The following is an 18,267-nucleotide window of genomic DNA, read 5'->3' as shown; positions in this document are numbered from 1 at the left end:
CCCCCCCCCCCCCCCCCCCCCCCCCCGCCTTTGCGTCGGCCACCTGTTCCCCGGGCTGCGCCTGTGTGCCGGTCAACCGCTCGTCGGGCCGCGCCGCTCCGTGGGCCACCCGACTTCCGGTGCGCGCCTCCGCGTCAGTCCGCGACGCCCTTGTGGGCGACCACGTGGTGGATGTGCACGCGTACCAGCAACTCTCCTGGTACACCGTTGCGTTCGCCGTACTCGCCGGCCCGGTCCGCGCCCATGTACCGGCCGCCGATGCGGGTCGCCCACGTCCGCAGCTCCGCCGGGTCGTCGATCAGGCGCGCCTCGCCCTCGACCACCACATAGCTGAACGGCGGCCGGTCGTCGTCCACGCAGAGGCTGACCCGGGGGTCGTTGCGCAGGTTGCGTCCCTTGACGGAGGACTCGGCGGTGTTGAAGACCAGCTCGGCGTGCATGCCGTCCGCGTCGGGCGCGGCGAGCTCGTCCACGTCGAACCAGATGGGCGCGACGTGCGGCCGCCCGTCCGGGCGGACCGTCGCCAACTTGCCGGTGCGCGCCCCGTTCCGCAGGAAGGCCAGGGTCTCGGCGGGGGTCATGCGTTTCATGGCGTCCAGTCTTCCCGGCCCGGATGGGCGGCGGCGGGCGGCGACACGCGTGCGGCCCCGCCGATCGGTTCGGTGGGGCCGCACGCGCCACTACTGGCGACGGAGGAGTGCTCCGGGCCGTCAGTCGGCCAGGCGCTCGCCGGTCACGGTCGAGAACAGGTGGGTCTCGCCCGCCTGCGCCACGACGTGCAGCGTCTCGCCCTTGTTCGGGACCTTGCGGCCGGAGACGCGCACGACCAGGCTCTTGGCCTCGCCGTCGATCTTCGCGGTGCCGTAGACGTAGGCGTCGGAGCCCAGCTCCTCCACGACGTCGACGACGACCGGGAGGCCGTTGCCGGTCTTGGCCAGGCCCTCGGCGCTGCGGACCTCCAGGTGCTCCGGGCGTACGCCCAGCGTCACCTTGCTAGCGCCCTCGGCCGCGGCGAGTTCGCGGGCCGCGGGTGAGACCGGGACGACCACGTCGCCGAAGCGCACGCCGTCGGCGGCGAGGTCGGCCTCGATGAGGTTCATCGCGGGGGAGCCGATGAAGCCCGCCACGAAGACGTTGGCCGGCCGGTCGTACATGTTGCGCGGCGTGTCGACCTGCTGGAGCACGCCGTCCTTGAGCACCGCGACGCGGTCGCCCATGGTCATGGCCTCGACCTGGTCGTGCGTGACGTACACGGTGGTGATGCCGAGGCGGCGCTGGAGCGAGGCGATCTGCGTGCGGGTCTGGACGCGGAGCTTGGCGTCCAGGTTCGACAGCGGCTCGTCCATGAGGAAGACCTGCGGCTCGCGGACGATCGCGCGGCCCATCGCGACGCGCTGGCGCTGGCCGCCGGAGAGCGCCTTGGGCTTGCGGTCGAGGTACTCGGTGAGGTCGAGGATCTTGGCGGCCTCTTCGACCTTGGCGCGGATCGTGGCCTTGTCGACGCCGGCGATCTTGAGGGCGAAGCCCATGTTGTCGGCGACCGTCATGTGCGGGTAGAGCGCGTAGTTCTGGAACACCATCGCGATGTCCCGGTCCTTCGGCTCCAGGTAGGTGACGTCGCGGTCGCCGATCTGGATGGCGCCGTCGGTGACCTCTTCGAGGCCGGCGAGCATGCGCAGCGAGGTGGACTTGCCGCAGCCGGACGGGCCCACGAGGACCAGGAACTCGCCGTCGGCGATCTCCAGGTCGAGCGCGTTGACGCTGGGGCGGTCGGCGCCCTTGTAGACGCAGGTTGCCTTGCGGTACGTGACCGAAGCCATGGTGGTACTCCCCTTCACCGGCAGGAACGTGCCGGACGATCCGAGTGGAGGGCGAAATGGTCTAGTCCATCCAAATGGACTCGCGCCACGGTACCCGGCGGAACGGCCTGTTGTCAGCCCTGTGCGTCACACGGTCCTGCAAGACTTTGCATCCCGTGCAAGCCCCTGCTGAATCCTTCAGAAACCTTCAACTACGCTGGTCGGCCATGAAGACACGGTTGGCGGACATCGCCGCCCAGGCCGGGGTCAGCGAGGCGACCGTCAGCCGCGTGCTCAACAGCCGCCCGGGGGTGGCGGAGGACACCCGGCGCGCGGTGCTCACCGCACTCGACGTGCTGGGGTACGAGCGGCCGGCCCGGCTGCGCCGCCGCAGCGCGGGTCTGGTCGGCCTCATGGTGCCCGAGCTGGACAACCCGATCTTCCCGGCGTTCGCGCAGGTCATCGAACGCGCGCTGGCCCACCACGGTTACACGCCGGTGCTGTGCACGCAGACCCCGGGCGGCGCGACCGAGGACGACTACACCGAACTGCTCCTTGAGCGCGGCGTCTCCGGCATCATCTTCGTCTCCGGCCTGCACTCCGACTCGGGCGCCGACACCTCGCGGTACGTGCGGCTCGTCGAGCGCGGCCTGCCGGTCGTCTTCGTCAACGGCTGGGCGGACGGCATCGACGCCCCCTTCATCAGCAGCGACGAGTCGGTGGCCGTCGAACTCGCGATAGGGCACCTGGCGTCGCTGCGGCATCGGCGCATCGGCCTCGCGGTCGGCCCGGAGCGGTACGTGCCGACGGCGCGCAAGATCGCCGGGTTCCGACGCGGCCTCAGGGAGACGTTCGGTGTCGACGACGCCGATCCGTGGATCGAGCGCTCGCTGTTCTCGGTCGAGGGCGGGCAGGCCGCGGCGGGCACCCTGCTGGACCGCGGCGCGACCGCGATCGTGTGCGGCAGCGACCTGATGGCGCTCGGGGTGATCCGGGCGGTGCGCGAGCGCGGCATGAGCGTGCCGGGCGATGTGTCGGTGGTGGGGTACGACGACTCGCCGCTGGTGGCGTTCACCGATCCGCCGCTGACGACCGTGCGGCAGGCGGTCGCGCCGATGGGCGCGGCGGCGGTGCGGGCACTGCTGGACGAGATCGGCGGGGGGCGGGCGCCGCGCACCGAACTGGTGTACCGGCCGGAGCTCGTGGTGCGCGGGTCCACGGGGCCGGCGGCGGTGTCGGATGCCGCAGCGCCGGATGCCGCGGTGTCGGCTGCCGCGCTGCCGGATGCGGTCGTGGGTGTGGCCGGCTCGGCGGATGTGGCCGTGGAACTGGTGGTGGACGCCGAGTCGGGGCGGGAGGCGGCGGTCGTGGTCGATCCGTCGGTCGCCGCGGCGGCGGCCGCGCACGAGCGGGCCGCGGCGGCGAGGCAGGCCGGGGGGCCGACGGCCCGGCCGGGGACGGGGGCGGACGTACCGGCGCAGGCGGGGCCGGGAGGATCGGCGCAGATCGTCTCCGGGTGAGGGGCGGTTCTCGTGCCCGAGTCGGTTCTTGCCGGGGGAAGCCCCTTGGCTGCCAGGGAGTGGCTTCAAAGTCTCGTCGGATAGCCCGCGGGTCGTGGTGCGTGCGCTCGCAAGGCGCGGCCCGCGGCTCGGCCTGGGTTTGGCTTGGGAGGGCCGTCAAGGCCCGGCGGCGAGGGTCGTGACGCGGCGAGCGTGCGTGGCACTTGGGAGGGCCGTCACGGCCCGGCGTCGCGGGAGCGGCGGGAATTTGAGGGCACGATCCAGGGCCTCGCGTCCGGGTGAGGTGTGCGTGCAGGTGAGCGCGCGGCGTTCCGGGGACGACGTCGGGTGGCCTTGCCCCGCACGTGTTTCCCTCGACTAGTGTCGATCTTCGTCCGGCGAACACATCGTGAGGCGACGAAGCACGAGCGGGGGCTCAGCACCGTGGCACACAACCATCCGCACGACTCCGGTGGCCGCGAAGGCGTCGGCGACCCGGTCCAGGAGGCGCACGGCGAGTTGGCGATGGCGCGTCTGGCGCTGGCCGACGGCGAGACCGGGCACGCCGCCGTGCACGTGGCCAACGCACTCTTCTGCGAACCCCGCCTGCCCGAGGCCCACGAAATGCTCGGCGTGCTGGCCTCGCGCGCACCCGAGGGCGGCATCGGCCTGTACGGGCCCGACGAACACGGCGGCATGTTCGCGGGCAGCGCGGCGGCCCTCGCCCATCTCCAGGCCGCCGCGGGCGACTTCGACCGGGCGCTGCTCGGCCTCTCGCAGGTCGCGGCACACGAGCCGCACCGCCCCTGGGCGGGCTCCGCCGGGTGGCTGCGGACCGACCTCGTGCCGCAGCTCGACCCGGAGGCGTACGCGCGCACGCTGTTGGGCATGGTCCAGATCCTCGACGACCCGGTTCCCGAGGAACACCGGTCCCACTTCGGCCCGTTCGCCGAACTCGCCGTCGCGATGACCGACGCGCATCCGCGGCACGGCTTCCTGCTGTGGGCCGGTTCCTCGTTCATGCGGCGGCTCGACGCGCTGCGCGAGGCGGTGGACTGGGCGTTCCGCGCCTGGACGCAGGACCGTTCGCTGGAGGCCGCCATCATGCTCGGCAACGCCTGGCGGCGCGTCGGGCGTGAGCGCGATACCGAGAAGCTGTGGGCCACCGTCCTGCGCGACCACCCCGAGGATCTGGACCTGCACGTCGATCTCGGCGAACTCATCGCCGGGCAAGGCCGGTTCGAGGAGGGCATCGGGTGGATCGAACGCGCGCTCGCGACCGACCCCGCGCACCCGAAGGCCGCGCCCGCGTTGCACGGCGTGCGCTGGGCCCGGGACCGCGACATCGCGCATCTGATCGCGCTGATCGACCACTTGCGCTCGTACCCGGACCACGGGTACGCCCACGAGCTGGTCGCGCGGGCGTGCTCGGGCGCGTGGTTGCGGCATGTGCCGTACCCCACCGAGGCGTTGACCAACACACTGAGCCAACTCCTGGACCAGGTCGAGCCGGGGGAGGCGGAGATCGCGATCTCGCTGAGCGCGTTGGAGCCGCCGAGCGCGCTGCTCGCGGTGCGCGGAGCCTTTCCGCGCTTCGAGTTGACCGTGCAGTCGGTGCCCGCGCCGGACCCGCGGGTGGCGTTGCGGCCGGGCAAGTACGCGGTGTGGGCGTATGCCCCGGGCTCGACGGAGGCGCGGCCGGTGCCGGGCGTACCGGATCCGGCGACCGCCGAGGCGGTGCGCGGCATCGCGGACCCGTCGTGGCCGCACCCCGCATTGGCCTACGACCGGGCGGTGTTGCTGGCCGGGTGCGCGCTCGACGACCTGTTGGGTGTGCTGGCGCATCCGCCCGCGCCGGACGACAGCGAGCTGGGCCAGACCTTCGCCCGCCACGAACCGGCGTTGTGGGTACGCCTCGTGCAGATCTGGGCGTGCCTCGGCATTGCGCACCACCGGGCCGACGAGCCGTGGGAGGGCTCGGTGCGGCGCGCGGTGCTGGTGGACCTGGCGTTCGGGCCCGAGGACTGGGTGAGCGACGCGGCGCTGTTCGCTCTCGTTGCCACCGCGTGGCTGGTGCCCGATGTGCGGGACGACGTCGCGGAGTTGGTGGGACGGCGCTTCGTCGACGCGGTGGCTGCGTACCGTACGCGCGAGGTGACGCTGCTGCGCTCGCTCGCGGACTTGGTGCTGGCGACCCCGCAAATGCCGCACGAGGTTGCGGAGTTGGCCCGGGAGCGGTTGGCGGCTCTGGACGCCGAGTCGGGGTCGGAGTAGGAGCCGGGGGCGGGTGCGGCCTGGCGTGGGCCGGGCTTCGTGACGGCGCGCCCGAGTGGCGCGGACGCGGCTGAGGGGCCGTACCGGAATCGCTTCGGTACGGCCCCTCAGGTCGTCGGTCGGTCCGCGGCGGTCGGCCGGGGCGTCACCCGGTGTGGTGGGCGTGTCCGGCGTGAGCCGCGTGTTCGCCGTGGCCCGCGTGCTCGCCGTGGTCGGCGGCGTGCTGCTGGGGCGTGTGCCGCGGGGCCGGGCGGGCGGCGACGGCGGTGAACTCCGCGGTGCGCACCATGCCTTCGTGCTGGAAGTCGAGGTAGAGCCGGTACGCCCCGGCACTCGGCGCCGCCGCGTGGAAGACGATTCCGGGGCCCGCCGGGGTCACGCCGTCGCCCGGCTCGCCCTGCGGGTGGACGTGGAGGTAGCCGAGGTCGCCCTGCCGCAGTGCGACGAGGTGGCCGTACGCGCCGAGGTAGGGCTCCAGGTCGGTCACCGGGCGTCCGTCCTTGGCGACGGACAGTGTCACCATCCCGCCGTCCCCCGTGGCGAGGTCGCCGTCGAGCGTCACGGTGTAGCCGTCGACCCGGGCGGTACGCGAAGGCACGGGCAGCGGCACGGGGCGGTAGTCGCCCGCCACCGCGATGTCGGCGCCGAGGGTGAGTGCGCCCTGCGGGTCCCCGGTCGGCGCGAAGTCCGCGAAGATCCGGTGGTCCCCCGCGTCGGCGAAGGTCAGCGGTACGGACCAGGTGCCGTCCGCGTCGAGCACGGGATGCACGTGCTGGAAGCCGGAGAGGTCGCGGCGGGCGACGATGAGGTGCAGTTGCCTGCCGTGCGAAAGGTCGTACTGCGTCCAGGGGTTGCCGTCGGGGCCGAGGATTTGGAAGCGGAGGTCGGTGGGTTCGCCGGCGTGCCGCGGCTCGGTGCCGGGCACCAGCGTGTAGCCGCGTTCGGAGACCTGGAGGCCGCCCGGCACGCCGCCGCCGTGTGATCCGGCGCCATGGCCGTGGGCGTGCGCACCGGAATGGGCACCGGCCTCGTGGCCACCGGCGTGGGTCTGGGCCGACTCGGCGGCGGGGGTCTGCGGGGTGTGTGCGGCGTGCTCGTGGCGGTTCATGGTGATCTTCCTCCGTGTCGTTCCGGAGGCGTGGTCCTCCGTTGGCTCCATAAGATACCCCTAGGGGGTATCTAGTCAAGTTGGATCGGCATATTGCCTTCCGTGCAGTTCGGCGGCGTCGCACGTCCCGATACCCCTGGGTGGTACGAGGCGAGATCGCGGACGTGGGAAAGCCGCCTCCGGAGAGGCGGCTTCGTGGCGGGGGTGTGTCGGCGGGCTCCGCCGAGTCCTGTCGGGCGGTTCAGCCCCGGCGGCTTCCCCACACCGCGTGCTCGGGGCCGTAGAAGTCGTGCGCGATGCCCGGTTCGGCGTCCCAGATGCGCGTGGCGCGCTCCGCGAGTGTGTAGCGCGGCCAGGCGGCGCCCGGGTCGAGGTCGCGGATGAACGCGACCCATGCGCCGTGCACGGCGTCCGCGAGCTTCTGCGGCGCGTCCGGACCGGTCGACGCCTCGGCACCCGGGGCGTCCAGCAGGTCGAAGGCGAACGGCAGGTCGAGGCAGTGGAACGCCATGCCGCCCATCGTCCGCGCACCGGAGAGCCACTCGAACGCGTAGAGCCAGGTGGGGAGTTCGAGCGCGGCGCGGTCCTCCGCGATGCGTACCGCGGTGGCCCGGAACAGTTGGTCGGTCAGGCCCTGCCCGATGATCCGCGCGGGCGTCGCGCCCTCGTGCAGCCGCAGGTACGCCTCGATCGCCTCCGCGTCCAGCCCCACCTGCGCGAGCAGCGCGCGGGCGGCCTCTACCGGCAGGTCCGGCATGCCGAACTCGGCGGCCATGTTGAACTCGTGGTGCGTCGCGCCGAGCATCAGCGGGACCGGGCTCGCGGTTCCGCCGCGGATCGCGTCCGGCACCTGCTCGGGGATCAGCGTGCCGTCCGCGAAGGGCGCGAGCAGCAGTTCGGGCAGCGGCGCCGCGCCCTCGGCGGGTGCCGCCAACGCGTCCTGGAGCGCCAGCATTTCGTCGTCCGGCAGGTCGCGCAGCGCGGCCACCGTGGCGGGTGTTCCGGTGCGCGCGGTCAGGCGCTCCGCGACCGCTGTGCCGTCCGCGCGGCTCTGCGGCTCCATCACCGCGCCCGAAACCGAGATGGCGGCGCGGAACAGGCCGTGCGCCGTCGGCGTCGCGAGCAGCGTCTGTACGGCGCCGCCGCCTGCGGACTGGCCTGCGATGGTCACCTTGGCCGGGTCGCCGCCGAAGGCCGCGATGTTGTCGCGCACCCACTCCAGGGCGGCGATCCAGTCCAGCACGCCGCGGTTGTCGGGGGCGCCCTCGACGTGCAGGAAGCCCTCGATGCCCAGCCGGTAGCCGAGTGAGACCAGTACGACCCCGTCGCGGTTGAACGCGCGTCCGTCGTACCACGGGCTGGCCGCCGAACCGGCGACGAAGCCGCCGCCGTGGATCCAGACCAGCACGGGCAGGGCGGAGCCGGCGGTGGGGTCGGGGGTGAACACGTTGAGGTTCAGCGTCGCGGCGCCGGGGATCGACGGCTCGGGGATGATCGTCGGCCCCTCGCCGTCGCCGAAGGCGCGGCGCTGCGCGGTCGGGCCGTACGCGGTGGCGTCCAGCGGCTCGGTCCACGGCTCCGGCGCCGCCGGGGCGGCGAAGCGCAGGTCCCCGACCGGCGGTCGGGCGTACGGGATGCCGAGGAAGCGGGCGGACGGGCCCTCCCAGGCGCCGCTGACCGGGCCCAGGCTGGTGGTGACGAGCGGCGGGTGGGGCACGGTGGCCGTCCTTTGCGCGGGGTCTCGGGATCCGGCGGTCGTTCCGAGTATCGGGTGGTCGGCACATATATTGCAAGAGTTGAAAAAATAGCTGCGGCGGATTTCCGGCGAGTGGCGCGTCGACCTGGCCTCAGGCCGCTCGCGCCCCGCACCACCGTCGAAGCAAGGCACAATCGAGCACGTGAGAGCCCCCACCGACCGACCGCAGCGTCACGCCGCCGCGGACCGCCCGCCCGCCGCGGCGCCCGTCGACACGGCCGCCGTGCGCCGCCACAACCTGGGGCTCGTGCTGCGGCATGTCGCGGAGTACGGGCCGTGTGCGCGGACCGAACTGGCCGCCGCGACCGGGCTCGTACACGCGTCGGTCACGGGGATCACCGCCGAGTTGATCGAACGCGGCCTCGTGCGCGAGGTCGGTTCGGCGGCCACCGGCGCCCGCGGACGGCCGCGCCGCCTGCTTCGCCTGGTCCCCGAGCGGGTGGCGGCGATCGCCGTGCAGGTCACGCTCGAACGCGTCGAGGTCATGGCGGGCGACCTCGCGGGAGCGGTCGTGCACCGCGTGTCGGAGCCGCACCACGCGCCGTACGGCGAACCCCGGCCGCTCGCCGCGGTGATCGCCCGGGAGATCGGGCGCGCGGCGGCGGTGGTGGGGGAGGCGTGCGAAGGGGCGTACCTGGCACGGGCCGTCGTGGCGATGGCAGGGCCGGTCACGGGCTCGGGGCCGGGGCCGGGGCCGGGGAACACGGTGGCGGCGGCGATCGACTTCGGCTGGCTGCCGCACACCGACCTGCGGGCGTTGGTCGAGGAGCATCTACCGTCGCTGGGGTGCCCGGTCGAGGTGGTCAACGACGCGAACGTGGCCGCGTTGGCGGAGTACCACGCGCGCGTGCAGGCGTTGCGGACGTCGGGCGTCGAACTGCCGTACACCGTCGCCTACATCAAGGCCGACACCGGCGTGGGCGGCGGACTGCTCATCGACGGGCGCATTCATACCGGATCCCGCGGGACGGCCGGGGAGATCGGACACATCCCGCTGGCCCTCGACGGCCCCGAATGCCTGTGCGGCGCCCGCGGTTGCCTGGCCCTCTACATCGGCCCGGAACCGCTGACCGCCGCCGCGGGCCTCGCCGACCGCGCCGTGGCCGACGGACTGCCCGCGGCACTGGACGAGTTGGACCGCCGTCTGCGTGCGGACGACCCGCACGCCGTCGACGCCCTCGCCCGCGCGGGCCGCCCGCTCGGGGCCGCGATCCTGGCCATCTGGGGGCTCACCGACGCGGGCGAGGTCATCCTCGGCGGCTACCTCGCCACCTGGGGCCGGTGGCTGCTCCCGGGCATCGCCGAGGCGCTGGAACGCCGCCATGCGGTCGCAGCGCACCTCGAACCGGCCATCGTGCTCGGCGTCTTGGGGGCGGACGCGACGCTCCAGGGCGCCCTGCGGATCAGCCGTGAGGCGACCTTCGACGACCCGACGGCCGTCCCCATGCGCTGACTCGACCGGCGCACAGTCCCGGTGCCCGGCCGCACGGGCTCAGCAAGTGGTGTGGAACAGCCCGCCCACCGCGCGTCCCTCCGCCACCAGGCGGTTGTACTCCGTGATCGCCGACGCGGTGTCCGAGACCAGCACGTCGATGCCCTTCGCGCGAAGGAACCCGACCGTCGCGTCGGGGACTTCCAGGCGCAGGTCCACGCCGCGCGTCAGCACGACGACTTCGCAGCCGCGTTCGGCGAACTCGGCGACGTCCGCGACCTGGACGCCGGGAGAGTGCCGCGTGCCGGTCTCGTTCCAGTCCCACGCGCGTCCGCCGCCCGGGTAGACCTTGAGGTCCTTGTGCCGGGCGAGCCCCTCGGCGTCGATCTCCCCCCAGGCGAAGTGCGTGATCCGCGGTGAATCGCTGCCCCAGGGCGACTTCCACTCGTGTTCGAGGATCGCGTGGAAGATGGAGTCGCGCCACGCTCCGCGCACGTGGACGTGGTCCCGGATGCGGCCGTCCTCCGTCATCCCCGCCTTGCGCAGCGTCTCGGCCGAAGCCGTGTTGAGCGGCGACCGGGCCGCCCAGATGCGGTGCAGACCGAGCTGTCCGAACCCCAACGCGCAGAGAAGATGGACCACTTCGGTGCCGAACCCCTGGCCCCACGAGTCGGGGCGCAGTGCGAAGCCGATGGTGGCCGCGCGTTGCGGCTCGGTGGCCAGGCGGGTGATCCCGACGATGTCCTCCGGGGCGTCGTGCGGGACGGCCGCCAGGACGTACTCGACCCGCGGCTCGGCACCTGCCGATCGAACCGCGCCCGCGACGACGCCGGCCACCTCCTCGGCGGAGCGCGGTTCGAAGCTCAGATGGCGGGTCGCCTCGCGGTCGCCGTAGATCGCCAGAACCCCCGGCTCATCGCCGGGGGCCAGCTCGCGAAGGCGGAGACGCATTCCGTGGACATCGATACCGTTCATGCGGCCGATCTACCCGGGTCGGCGTCGCACGTACCCTCTCAACGCAGCAGCGAGGCCGTGGGGGAGGCGGTGAACTCCTCGATCTCCTCGCGGGTGTCGGCGGCCGCGGGGGAAGTCAGGAACCGGGCGTCCGAGAGCGCGTTGTGCACCCGCCGGGCGCTCACCACGATGCCGAAGTTGCGTTGCTCGTAGGGCAGGTCGAGCACCGGACGTACCGCCTCGACGGCACCGTCGAGTTCGCCTGCGGCGATCCGGGACAGCGCGAGGTTGGTGTGCGCGCCCGCCTCGTCGCCGAACGCCCAGTCCTCCGGGTCCGCGTCGCGGTACGCGGTGACCGCCTCGGCCGCCTGCTCCTGCGCGCCGCGCGGGTCGTCCCGCAGGTGCACCACGGCTTCCGCGACGTAATAGAGCTGTCGCACGCGCGGGAACGTGAGGATCCCGCCGTAGGAGTCCAGGTCGTCCGGCCGCACCGCGTCCCGGGTCTCCTCCGAACGGATCACCGCGGCACGGGCGTTGCCGGCGTCGCCGAGCATCGCGTACGCCCGTGCCTCCAGGCACGCGAGCCAAATCGAGGTCGTGCCGCGGACGTTCTCCCCGACCGCGGTGCCGAGCGCGGCGTACCGTGCGGCCTCCTGCGGCCGTCCCGCCCAGTAGTTGATGAGCGACTGCATGCCGCGTACCCACGCGCGCATCGCGGGGTGGTCGGCGTTGTCGGCGCATATGTAGGCGGTGCGCGCCTGCATCATCGCCGAGCGCGGGTCCCCGACATCGTGGCTCGCCTTGGAGAGCATTCCGGAGGTCATCCCGGCCAGCAGGTACAACTCCTGGGCCTGGGACGGGCGTACGCGACCGTGTTCGAGGATGCGGAAGGTGGTGTCCTGGACTTCGACAAGGTCGCCGAGCAGCGTGGGCAGCGGAAGTCTCGGATAGGCGTCGGCCAGGCGCCGCACTTCGTCGTGCAGTTGCGCCAGCGTCTCGGGGACCACGGTGCTGCCTTCGGCCGTGCTGCCGAAGCGGAAAGCGCGACGTGCGGCCATCTCGACCTGCCTCTCCCGATCACCGATGCCCGGGTCGCCCCAGGCATCGGTATCCATTGTGGCGGCGAGCGGCCCGACCCGGGTTGCCGGTTCGGCCGTCCGCCCCGGCGCGAATCTGCGCGGGGAGAGGGCGGGGGCCGAGGTCGTGGTCGTGGGCGTGTTGGTGATGGCGCGGGGCGGGGATGACTGCTCGGGCCGGGCAGGGGCGAGGAGTTCGTCGACCGGGCAGTCGAACAGCTCCTCCAGGACGCGGCATTGGTCGGGGTACGGGCGAGTCTTCAGCTCACCGCCGTACCAGCGCTCGAACTGCCGCTTGGAAACGGTCAGTCCGCGTACCCGGCGATCGCCCTCGCGCTCGGAGAGGGCCTCGGCGGCCCGCTCGTAGTGGTGCCGGAAGGTCTCGTAGACCTGCCAGTGGCGGCGGGTCACCAGAACCCGCAGCAGTGTAGGCGCCGTCGCCTGTTCCCTGTGTTTCTCGGCCATCGAACCCCCGCTTGGGCGGTGCAGCTCGTCCAGTTTCGACGGTAGCCGCGGGGATCTCCACGATTATCCATCGTGCGAAGACGGCGGTGACATGACGTGCGCACGACGGCCTTGCCGTCGGGGGCGCGCCGCGTCGGAGCGCGATTCGGACCGCGGACGACGGCGACGACGACGGTAAGACGTCGGTATCCATGCGCGCCGGGGCGGGTGACGCTCGAATCATGTGGTTGTGCGGACACGCCAATGACGCCGGGTCCGCACCGGGTGGGTGATTCCCTCGCCGGGTCGCCCGCCCGTCACAGGCCGCGCCGGGGAAGTCCTCGGCGGGGTCGGCGCACATCTGGAGGTTTTTTCCATGGAACCGAACAGGCCTGGCACGGAGCGTACTTTGTGGTCGCCGGGAGGCGGCAAGAGCCCGTGGCCCGTCGACGGCGGCGCGCAGTCGGCATGAGCCCTTCGACTCCTCAGAAGACCGTGCGGCCCCGGAGGCGCCCCAAAGCGGCGGCTTCGACGGCCGGCAACACCCACCAGGCGGAACCCGCCAACCCCGACATCGCTTCCTCTCCCTCCCCTTCTTCCTCTTCCGGCCGCGGCACTTCCCGTTCCGCTTCCGTTCCCGACCGTCCTTCGGCCAAACGCCCGGCGTCCGGACGAGCCGCCTCAGACCGCTCCGCGACGACGGCGTCGCGGACCGCGTCACCGAACGGCACCCCTCAGCCGTCGGCACTGGCGGCGTTCGCCCGAGGCCTGGCCGACCAGGCGTCCGCCGAGCGGGGGTTGTCCGACCCGGCCGCGGCCTCCCGGCTCCTCGCCGCGCTGGACCACGCCGGTAAGCTCCTGGACCGCGTGGCGGCGGGCCCGACCGTGCACGGTCGGCGCGGCCGCAGCGCGGGCCGACGCACCGAGCTGTCGGGCGGCGGCGTACCCGCATGGCTGCGGGTGCTCTCGACGCCCGTCGCCGAGACCGCCGACCGGCGCTGGCAGGGCAACAGGACGGCCGAGTTCGCGTTCGGCGACCTGTTCGGGGACCGCTTCGGCGACTTCGTCGACCGGCGCCCCAAGCTGCTGGACGTGCGCGACTGGACCGACGGCCCCTATGCGTACCGGGCCGAACTGCTCCAGTACGTGCGGACGCCGCGGTGCTCGTGGAGCCCGGTGGCCGAGACGGCGATCGACCTCCCGGACGCGTGGTGGGGCGACCTGCGGCGCACCCTGGGCATCGTGGCCCGGGCGCGCACACAGCGCACCATCGTGCACCAGGACTGGATCGACGTCCTGGTCCCCGACCAACTCGGTTTCAGGGCACCGACGTTGCGGGCGACCGCTCCGGCCCACGGGTCGCTGCACTGGGCGAACCTCACCAAGGGCGCACCCGACCTCGGTCCCGACCTCAGCGCGGAGACGGGCACCGAGCCGGGCCCGGACCTGCTCGGCTGGGCGGCCTGGGGCCGGGCGCCGATCGCGTACGACGCGGCGATGTTGTACGCGCACAGCCTGTCGGTGCCGGAGCTGGCCGCGCGCGTGCGTACCGCGTTCCCCGAACTCGACACGGCCGACGGGCGGGTGGCCGAGATCGTGGTGACCGCGGAACTGCTGCACCGCATCGCGAAGGGGAACCACCGCGGCCTCGACGTCCTGGCGCCCCACCTGAGGGAACAGGCCCAACGCCTGCGCCCGGCCGGTGGTGGCGTCCCACGACCCAGGAAGGCGCAGACCACCGTTAAATGACTCCGGTCCGATATGTCGGCGCCCCTACACTCCGACGTGACGCCGTGTGACGTCCGCCGGCGGTGCTGGGGCGCCGCACGGCCGCGTCACGCCCCGCTGCCAAGGAGCCACGCGGTCATGCCCGACACCCTCGAACTCATCCACGGCACACCGGTCCTGTTGTGCGCGGCGGACGGTCGCGTCGTGAGCGGCGAGCACGACGCCACCGACCTGATCGGCGACGCCTTCGGCCGAGGGGCCACCTGGGTGGCCGTTCCCGTGGAGCGGTTCGATGAGAGTTTCTTCGACCTGAGCACGCGGGTGGCGGGACATATCGTCCAGAAGTTTGCGAACTACCGCATTGGACTGGCCGTCCTGGGTGACGTAACCCCCAGGACGGCCGCAAGCAGCGCGTTCCGCGACTTCGTCCACGAGGCCAACCAGACCCGCCACCTCTGGTTCGTCCCCGACCTCCCCACCTTCCACTCGCGCCTTGCCCCGCCGGCGGCGAACTGACCCGATCCCGCGCCGACCCCGCACGCAGCCCGCCGCCGCGCGGGCGACCCCGGTGCCGCGTCGGCATGTGCAACCCGGACCCTCTGGTACGCCCCCGTGCCTGGGCGCGAGAGCTCGTACGAGGCGATTCGTACCAGGACGAGAACGTCTGCGGCGGTCGGACGGTGGTCCCTGGTACCCCTTGATGGCGGGGGATGAGCTGCCGTCCGCGCATGCGCTGCGCACGCAGGCCGGTCCGACGCGGCCCCCGGCACAGGCCCAGGAACGGCCGTGACATGGAAATGGCCAGGTCAGACGGTGCCTGACCTGGCCATTTTTGGAGCCCCGAGTCGGGTTTGAACCGACGACTTCCGCTTTACAAGAGCGGCGCTCTGGCCAGCTGAGCTATCGGGGCCGGTGGTGCGCAGTCCATTGTGCACTGCGGTTCACACGCTACAAGTCACCGGTCCGAATGGGCGACGGGTTTGTACCGAACGCGCGAGCGGTGGGGTGGGGGCCGGGGTGGCCGCACGGGCCGGTTTGCGCGGCGGGGGTTGGTGTGGCGGGGGTGAGCCGATCATGCGACGCTCGGATTTGACCGAAAAGTCCGAATAGTTGCCGGTGCCCACCGTACGGTGCGGCGGGTGCCGGGTCAGGAGGCTCACATGGGGTTCTGGGACGTCATCGGTCTGATCATCGCCGGTTTCATCATCGGCATGCTTGCCCGGCTGTTCCTGCCCGGCAAGCAGAGCATCGGCATGCTGGCCACCATCGGCGTGGGCATCCTCGGAACCCTGGCCGGCTACGGCATCGCCGCCGCGATCGGGGTCGACGAGACCAGGGGGATCGACTGGCTGAGATGGATCATCAGCATCGCCGTGTCGGTGGTCCTGGTGTCGCTGGTCGCCGGGTTCATGCGGAAGCAGGGCGGTTCGCGCGTCTGATCGGGACGGACGTGCGGGGCGTCGGCGTGTGGGTCGGCTGCGTCCGGTGAGTGGGCGCGGGGCAGGGGGCGGAACCTCAGGTTCCGCCCCCTGACGCATCGTCAGATCGGGTTTGCGATCATGCGTCCATGGCCTCTGGAACGGAATTGTGGCCGGGCATCGACCTGGCCGACCTGATGGACGCGCTGGACATCGACGCGGCGGAGCCGGGGCGGTTCCGGGCTCGGAACGTCGTGTCGCGGCTGCCGACCACGCTCGGGAGCCAGGTGCTCGCGCAGACGGTCGCGGCCGCGGAACGTACGGTGCCGGGGTTCGCGGTGCAGTCGGTCCAGGGGGTCTTCCCGCGCGGGGGCAACGCGGCGCAGCCGGTGGATGTCGAGGTCGACGTCGTGCAGTCGGGGCGGGCGCTCGCGACGGTCCAGGTGGCGTTCCGGCAGGAGGGGCGCGAGCACGCGCGGTCGCTGGTGATGCTGACGCGCGACGAACCGGACTTCCTGCGGCACCAGCGACCGCTGCCGGACGGCGTACCCGGGCCCGAGGACTGCGCCGATCTGCCGGTGGCGATGCTGCCGTGGGAGGTGCGGACCTTCGGCGGGGCGGACGCGCTGGCGCCGGGCCTGGCCGGGCCGCCGACGCTGGACGTGTGGATGCGCTGCACGAAGGTGCCCGACGAGGCGTCGCTGTCGCGGTCGCTGCTCGCGTACGGCACCGAGGGCTTTCTCGGGCCGGTGGCACTGCGGCCGTACACGGCGGAGGCGGTCGCGGCGCTCGGCGGCAAGGGCACGTCGGTGATGCTCAGTCAGAACGTGACGTTCCACGAGCCGTTCTCGATCCACGAGTGGCTGCTGCTGCGTTGCGAGAGCGTGTACGCGGGACGCAGCCGCATGCACGGCCGCATCCACGTGTACGCGCAGGACGGGCGCCTGGTGGCGTCGGTCTCCGCGGACGGGCTGATGCGGGTGGCGGACGGCGGCGGGGCAACCGGAACGGGGTGAGTGCGCCCGCCGCGGAGTCGGTCAGGGGCGTGCGGACTCGATCAGGTCGGCCGCGCGTTCGCCGATCATCACCGTCGGTGCGTGGGTGTGCCCGCGGTTGATCCTCGGCATGACGGACGCGTCGGCCACGCGCAGGCCGGTGATGCCGCGTACGCGCAACTGCGGGTCCACGACCGCCTCTTCGTCCGTGCCCATGCGGGAGGTGCCGACCGGGTGGTAGAGCGTCTCGGCGTGGTCGCCGACGTAGCGGTTCAGCACGTCCTCGTCGTCGCTGCCCGGCCACGGGGCCATCGGTGCGCCCACGTAGCGGCCGAGGGCGTCGGTGTTGAGGAGTTCGGCGGCCCGCCGCAGTCCGGCGACGAGGGCCTTGCGATCGCCCGGGGCGGTCAGGTACGCCGGGTCGATCACGGGCGGAAGGGAAGCGTCCGGTCCCGCGGGGACGATCGTGCCGGTGCTCCGCGGCTGGAGCAGGATCGACGCGAGGGTGAGGCCGTGTCCGGGCGGCGGTTCGAGGCCGTGGTTGAGGTACGGGCCGGGCGCGAAGATGATCTCGATGTCCGGGTGCGCGAGGGAGTCGTCCGTGCGTATGAACGCGGCGGCTTCTCCGACGTTGGACGTGAGCATCCCCCGCGCGAACAGCATGTAGCGCAGCAACTCGCGCGGTGACGGCTTGTCCGCGGCGGCGAGCGTCACCCGCTCCGTGCAGTGGGCGACTGCCACGGCGACCAGGTGGTCCTGCAAGTTGCGTCCGACGCCGGGGAGTTCGTGGCGTGGGGTGATCTCCGCCGCGCGCAGCACGTCGGGGTCTCCGACGCCGGACAGCATCAACAGATGGGGAGAACCGATCGATCCGGCGGACAGCACGACCTCGCGCTGCGCGGCCACTTGTTGGATGTGGCCGGACGTGTTGGTGAACTCGACGCCGGTTGCCCGGAGTTCGTCGTCGATGAGGATGCGGCGTACGGCGGCGTCGGTGATCACGGTGAGGTTGGGGCGCTTGCGGGCGGGCTTGAGGTACGCGTCGGCCGCACTCCACCGCCGTCCGCGGCGCTGCGTCACGGGACAGGGCGAATAGCCCTCGTTGTCCGGGACGTTCATCTCCGCCAGCCGCCGCATCCCGACTTCGGCGCAGGCGGCCAGGAACGCGGCGGTGGTGGGGTTGGGGTCGCGCAACTCCTGGATGTGCAGCGGCCCGTCGGTGCCGTAGACGCCGTCGTGGTTGGATCCGGAACGGCGTTCGGCACGCCGGAAGTAGGGGAGGACGTCGTCGTACGACCAGCCCTCGGCGCCGAGTTCGGCCCACGCGTCGTAGTCGGCGCGGTGTCCGCGCACCCACATCTGCGCGTTGATGGACGAGCAGCCGCCGAGCATGCGGCCGCGCGGCCAGTACAACTCCCTTTGCGCCAGCTCGGTTTGCTTGCCGGTGTGGTAGTTCCAGTCGTACGAGGTCTTGAACAGCTTCGGGAAGCCGATCGGGATGTGGATCTCCTGCTTGCGGTCGCGGTCGCCCGCCTCCAGGAGGAGGACCCGCACCGACGGATCCTCGCTCAGCCGCCCGGCCAGGACGCAACCGGCCGAACCGGCACCGACGATGACGTAGTCGTACGTGGGCATGAGACGGCCTTCCCTCGGGTCGGTGGTTCCGATGGTCCGGGCAGGCGGTGCGACGTGCGGCGGGCGTACGGGAGTTGGCGCGGTGGTGTGCGGGGCGTACCGCGGCGCTCACAGACAGGAGTCTGACGACTCCGGGGCCGTCGGGGTAG

13 protein-coding genes, 1 tRNA gene and 1 pseudogene are annotated in these 18,267 nt (G+C 72.5%); 7 read left to right on the top strand and 8 right to left on the bottom strand.

Features of this window, described 5'->3' with window-relative positions; all coding sequences use genetic code 11:
* Positions 1–134: 134 nt before the first annotated feature.
* Positions 135–590 carry a PPOX class F420-dependent oxidoreductase gene (locus ACRX5S_RS33175; RefSeq protein ID WP_436776895.1) on the bottom strand — a complete coding sequence of 152 codons (456 nt, stop codon included), beginning with the start codon at positions 588–590 and terminating at the stop codon, positions 135–137.
* Between the two features lie 120 nt (positions 591–710).
* Positions 711–1,820, bottom strand: a complete 1,110-nt coding sequence (locus tag ACRX5S_RS33170) for an ABC transporter ATP-binding protein (RefSeq protein ID WP_436776894.1) — start codon at positions 1,818–1,820, stop codon at positions 711–713.
* Between the two features lie 206 nt (positions 1,821–2,026).
* Here ACRX5S_RS33170 and ACRX5S_RS33165 point away from each other — a divergent pair.
* Positions 2,027–3,043: pseudogene (locus ACRX5S_RS33165) on the top strand (LacI family DNA-binding transcriptional regulator); the annotation flags it as partial.
* Between the two features lie 699 nt (positions 3,044–3,742).
* Entirely contained in the window at positions 3,743–5,572 is a 1,830-nt protein-coding gene (locus ACRX5S_RS33160; protein WP_436776893.1) for a hypothetical protein, read from the top strand.
* 145 nt (positions 5,573–5,717) lie between these two features.
* Here the strand turns inward: ACRX5S_RS33160 and ACRX5S_RS33155 are convergent, their stop codons facing one another.
* Together ACRX5S_RS33155 and ACRX5S_RS33150 are read right to left on the bottom strand one after the other, a co-directional pair.
* A complete protein-coding gene (locus tag ACRX5S_RS33155; RefSeq protein ID WP_436776892.1) occupies positions 5,718–6,680 on the bottom strand; it encodes a hypothetical protein in 963 nt (320 codons plus the stop codon).
* Positions 6,681–6,921: 241 nt separating this feature from the next.
* Complete coding sequence (locus tag ACRX5S_RS33150; protein WP_436776891.1) at positions 6,922–8,397, bottom strand: carboxylesterase/lipase family protein; 1,476 nt, start codon at positions 8,395–8,397, stop codon at positions 6,922–6,924.
* 181 nt (positions 8,398–8,578) lie between these two features.
* Here ACRX5S_RS33150 and ACRX5S_RS33145 point away from each other — a divergent pair, with 181 nt between their 5' ends.
* Positions 8,579–9,889, top strand: coding sequence for an ROK family transcriptional regulator (locus ACRX5S_RS33145; RefSeq protein ID WP_436776890.1), 1,311 nt, complete (start codon positions 8,579–8,581; stop codon positions 9,887–9,889).
* A gap of 39 nt (positions 9,890–9,928) precedes the next feature.
* On the opposite strand, the gene ACRX5S_RS33140 is transcribed toward ACRX5S_RS33145, so the two are convergent.
* Positions 9,929–10,843 carry a GNAT family N-acetyltransferase gene (locus tag ACRX5S_RS33140; protein ID WP_436776889.1) on the bottom strand — a complete coding sequence of 305 codons (915 nt, stop codon included), beginning with the start codon at positions 10,841–10,843 and terminating at the stop codon, positions 9,929–9,931.
* Positions 10,844–10,881: 38 nt separating this feature from the next.
* Positions 10,882–12,309, bottom strand: a complete 1,428-nt coding sequence (locus ACRX5S_RS33135) for a hypothetical protein (RefSeq protein ID WP_436776888.1) — start codon at positions 12,307–12,309, stop codon at positions 10,882–10,884.
* Between the two features lie 831 nt (positions 12,310–13,140).
* On the opposite strand from ACRX5S_RS33135, the gene ACRX5S_RS33130 reads away from it, so the two are divergent.
* Both ACRX5S_RS33130 and ACRX5S_RS33125 read left to right on the top strand, forming a co-directional pair.
* Positions 13,141–14,091, top strand: coding sequence for a hypothetical protein (locus ACRX5S_RS33130; RefSeq protein ID WP_436776887.1), 951 nt, complete (start codon positions 13,141–13,143; stop codon positions 14,089–14,091).
* Between the two features lie 117 nt (positions 14,092–14,208).
* On the top strand, positions 14,209–14,586 hold the full coding sequence (locus ACRX5S_RS33125) for a DUF4180 domain-containing protein (RefSeq protein WP_436776886.1): 378 nt from the start codon (positions 14,209–14,211) through the stop codon (positions 14,584–14,586).
* A gap of 317 nt (positions 14,587–14,903) precedes the next feature.
* Here the strand turns inward: ACRX5S_RS33125 and ACRX5S_RS33120 are convergent.
* Positions 14,904–14,980 (bottom strand) — tRNA-Thr (locus ACRX5S_RS33120).
* A gap of 250 nt (positions 14,981–15,230) precedes the next feature.
* On the opposite strand from ACRX5S_RS33120, the gene ACRX5S_RS33115 reads away from it, so the two are divergent.
* Complete coding sequence (locus ACRX5S_RS33115; RefSeq protein WP_436776885.1) at positions 15,231–15,509, top strand: GlsB/YeaQ/YmgE family stress response membrane protein; 279 nt, start codon at positions 15,231–15,233, stop codon at positions 15,507–15,509.
* 128 nt (positions 15,510–15,637) lie between these two features.
* On the top strand, positions 15,638–16,504 hold the full coding sequence (locus tag ACRX5S_RS33110) for an acyl-CoA thioesterase (protein ID WP_436776884.1): 867 nt from the start codon (positions 15,638–15,640) through the stop codon (positions 16,502–16,504).
* Positions 16,505–16,525: 21 nt separating this feature from the next.
* Here the strand turns inward: ACRX5S_RS33110 and ACRX5S_RS33105 are convergent, their stop codons facing one another.
* Positions 16,526–18,118 carry a GMC family oxidoreductase gene (locus ACRX5S_RS33105; protein WP_436776883.1) on the bottom strand — a complete coding sequence of 531 codons (1,593 nt, stop codon included), beginning with the start codon at positions 18,116–18,118 and terminating at the stop codon, positions 16,526–16,528.
* Positions 18,119–18,267: the final 149 nt, after the last annotated feature.

It is taken from the genome of Yinghuangia sp. YIM S09857 (assembly GCF_051388915.1).
Classification (GTDB): domain Bacteria; phylum Actinomycetota; class Actinomycetes; order Streptomycetales; family Streptomycetaceae; genus Yinghuangia.
The sequence above is the reverse complement of the archived record's forward strand: the minus strand, read 5'-3'. Positions and strand labels throughout refer to the sequence as shown.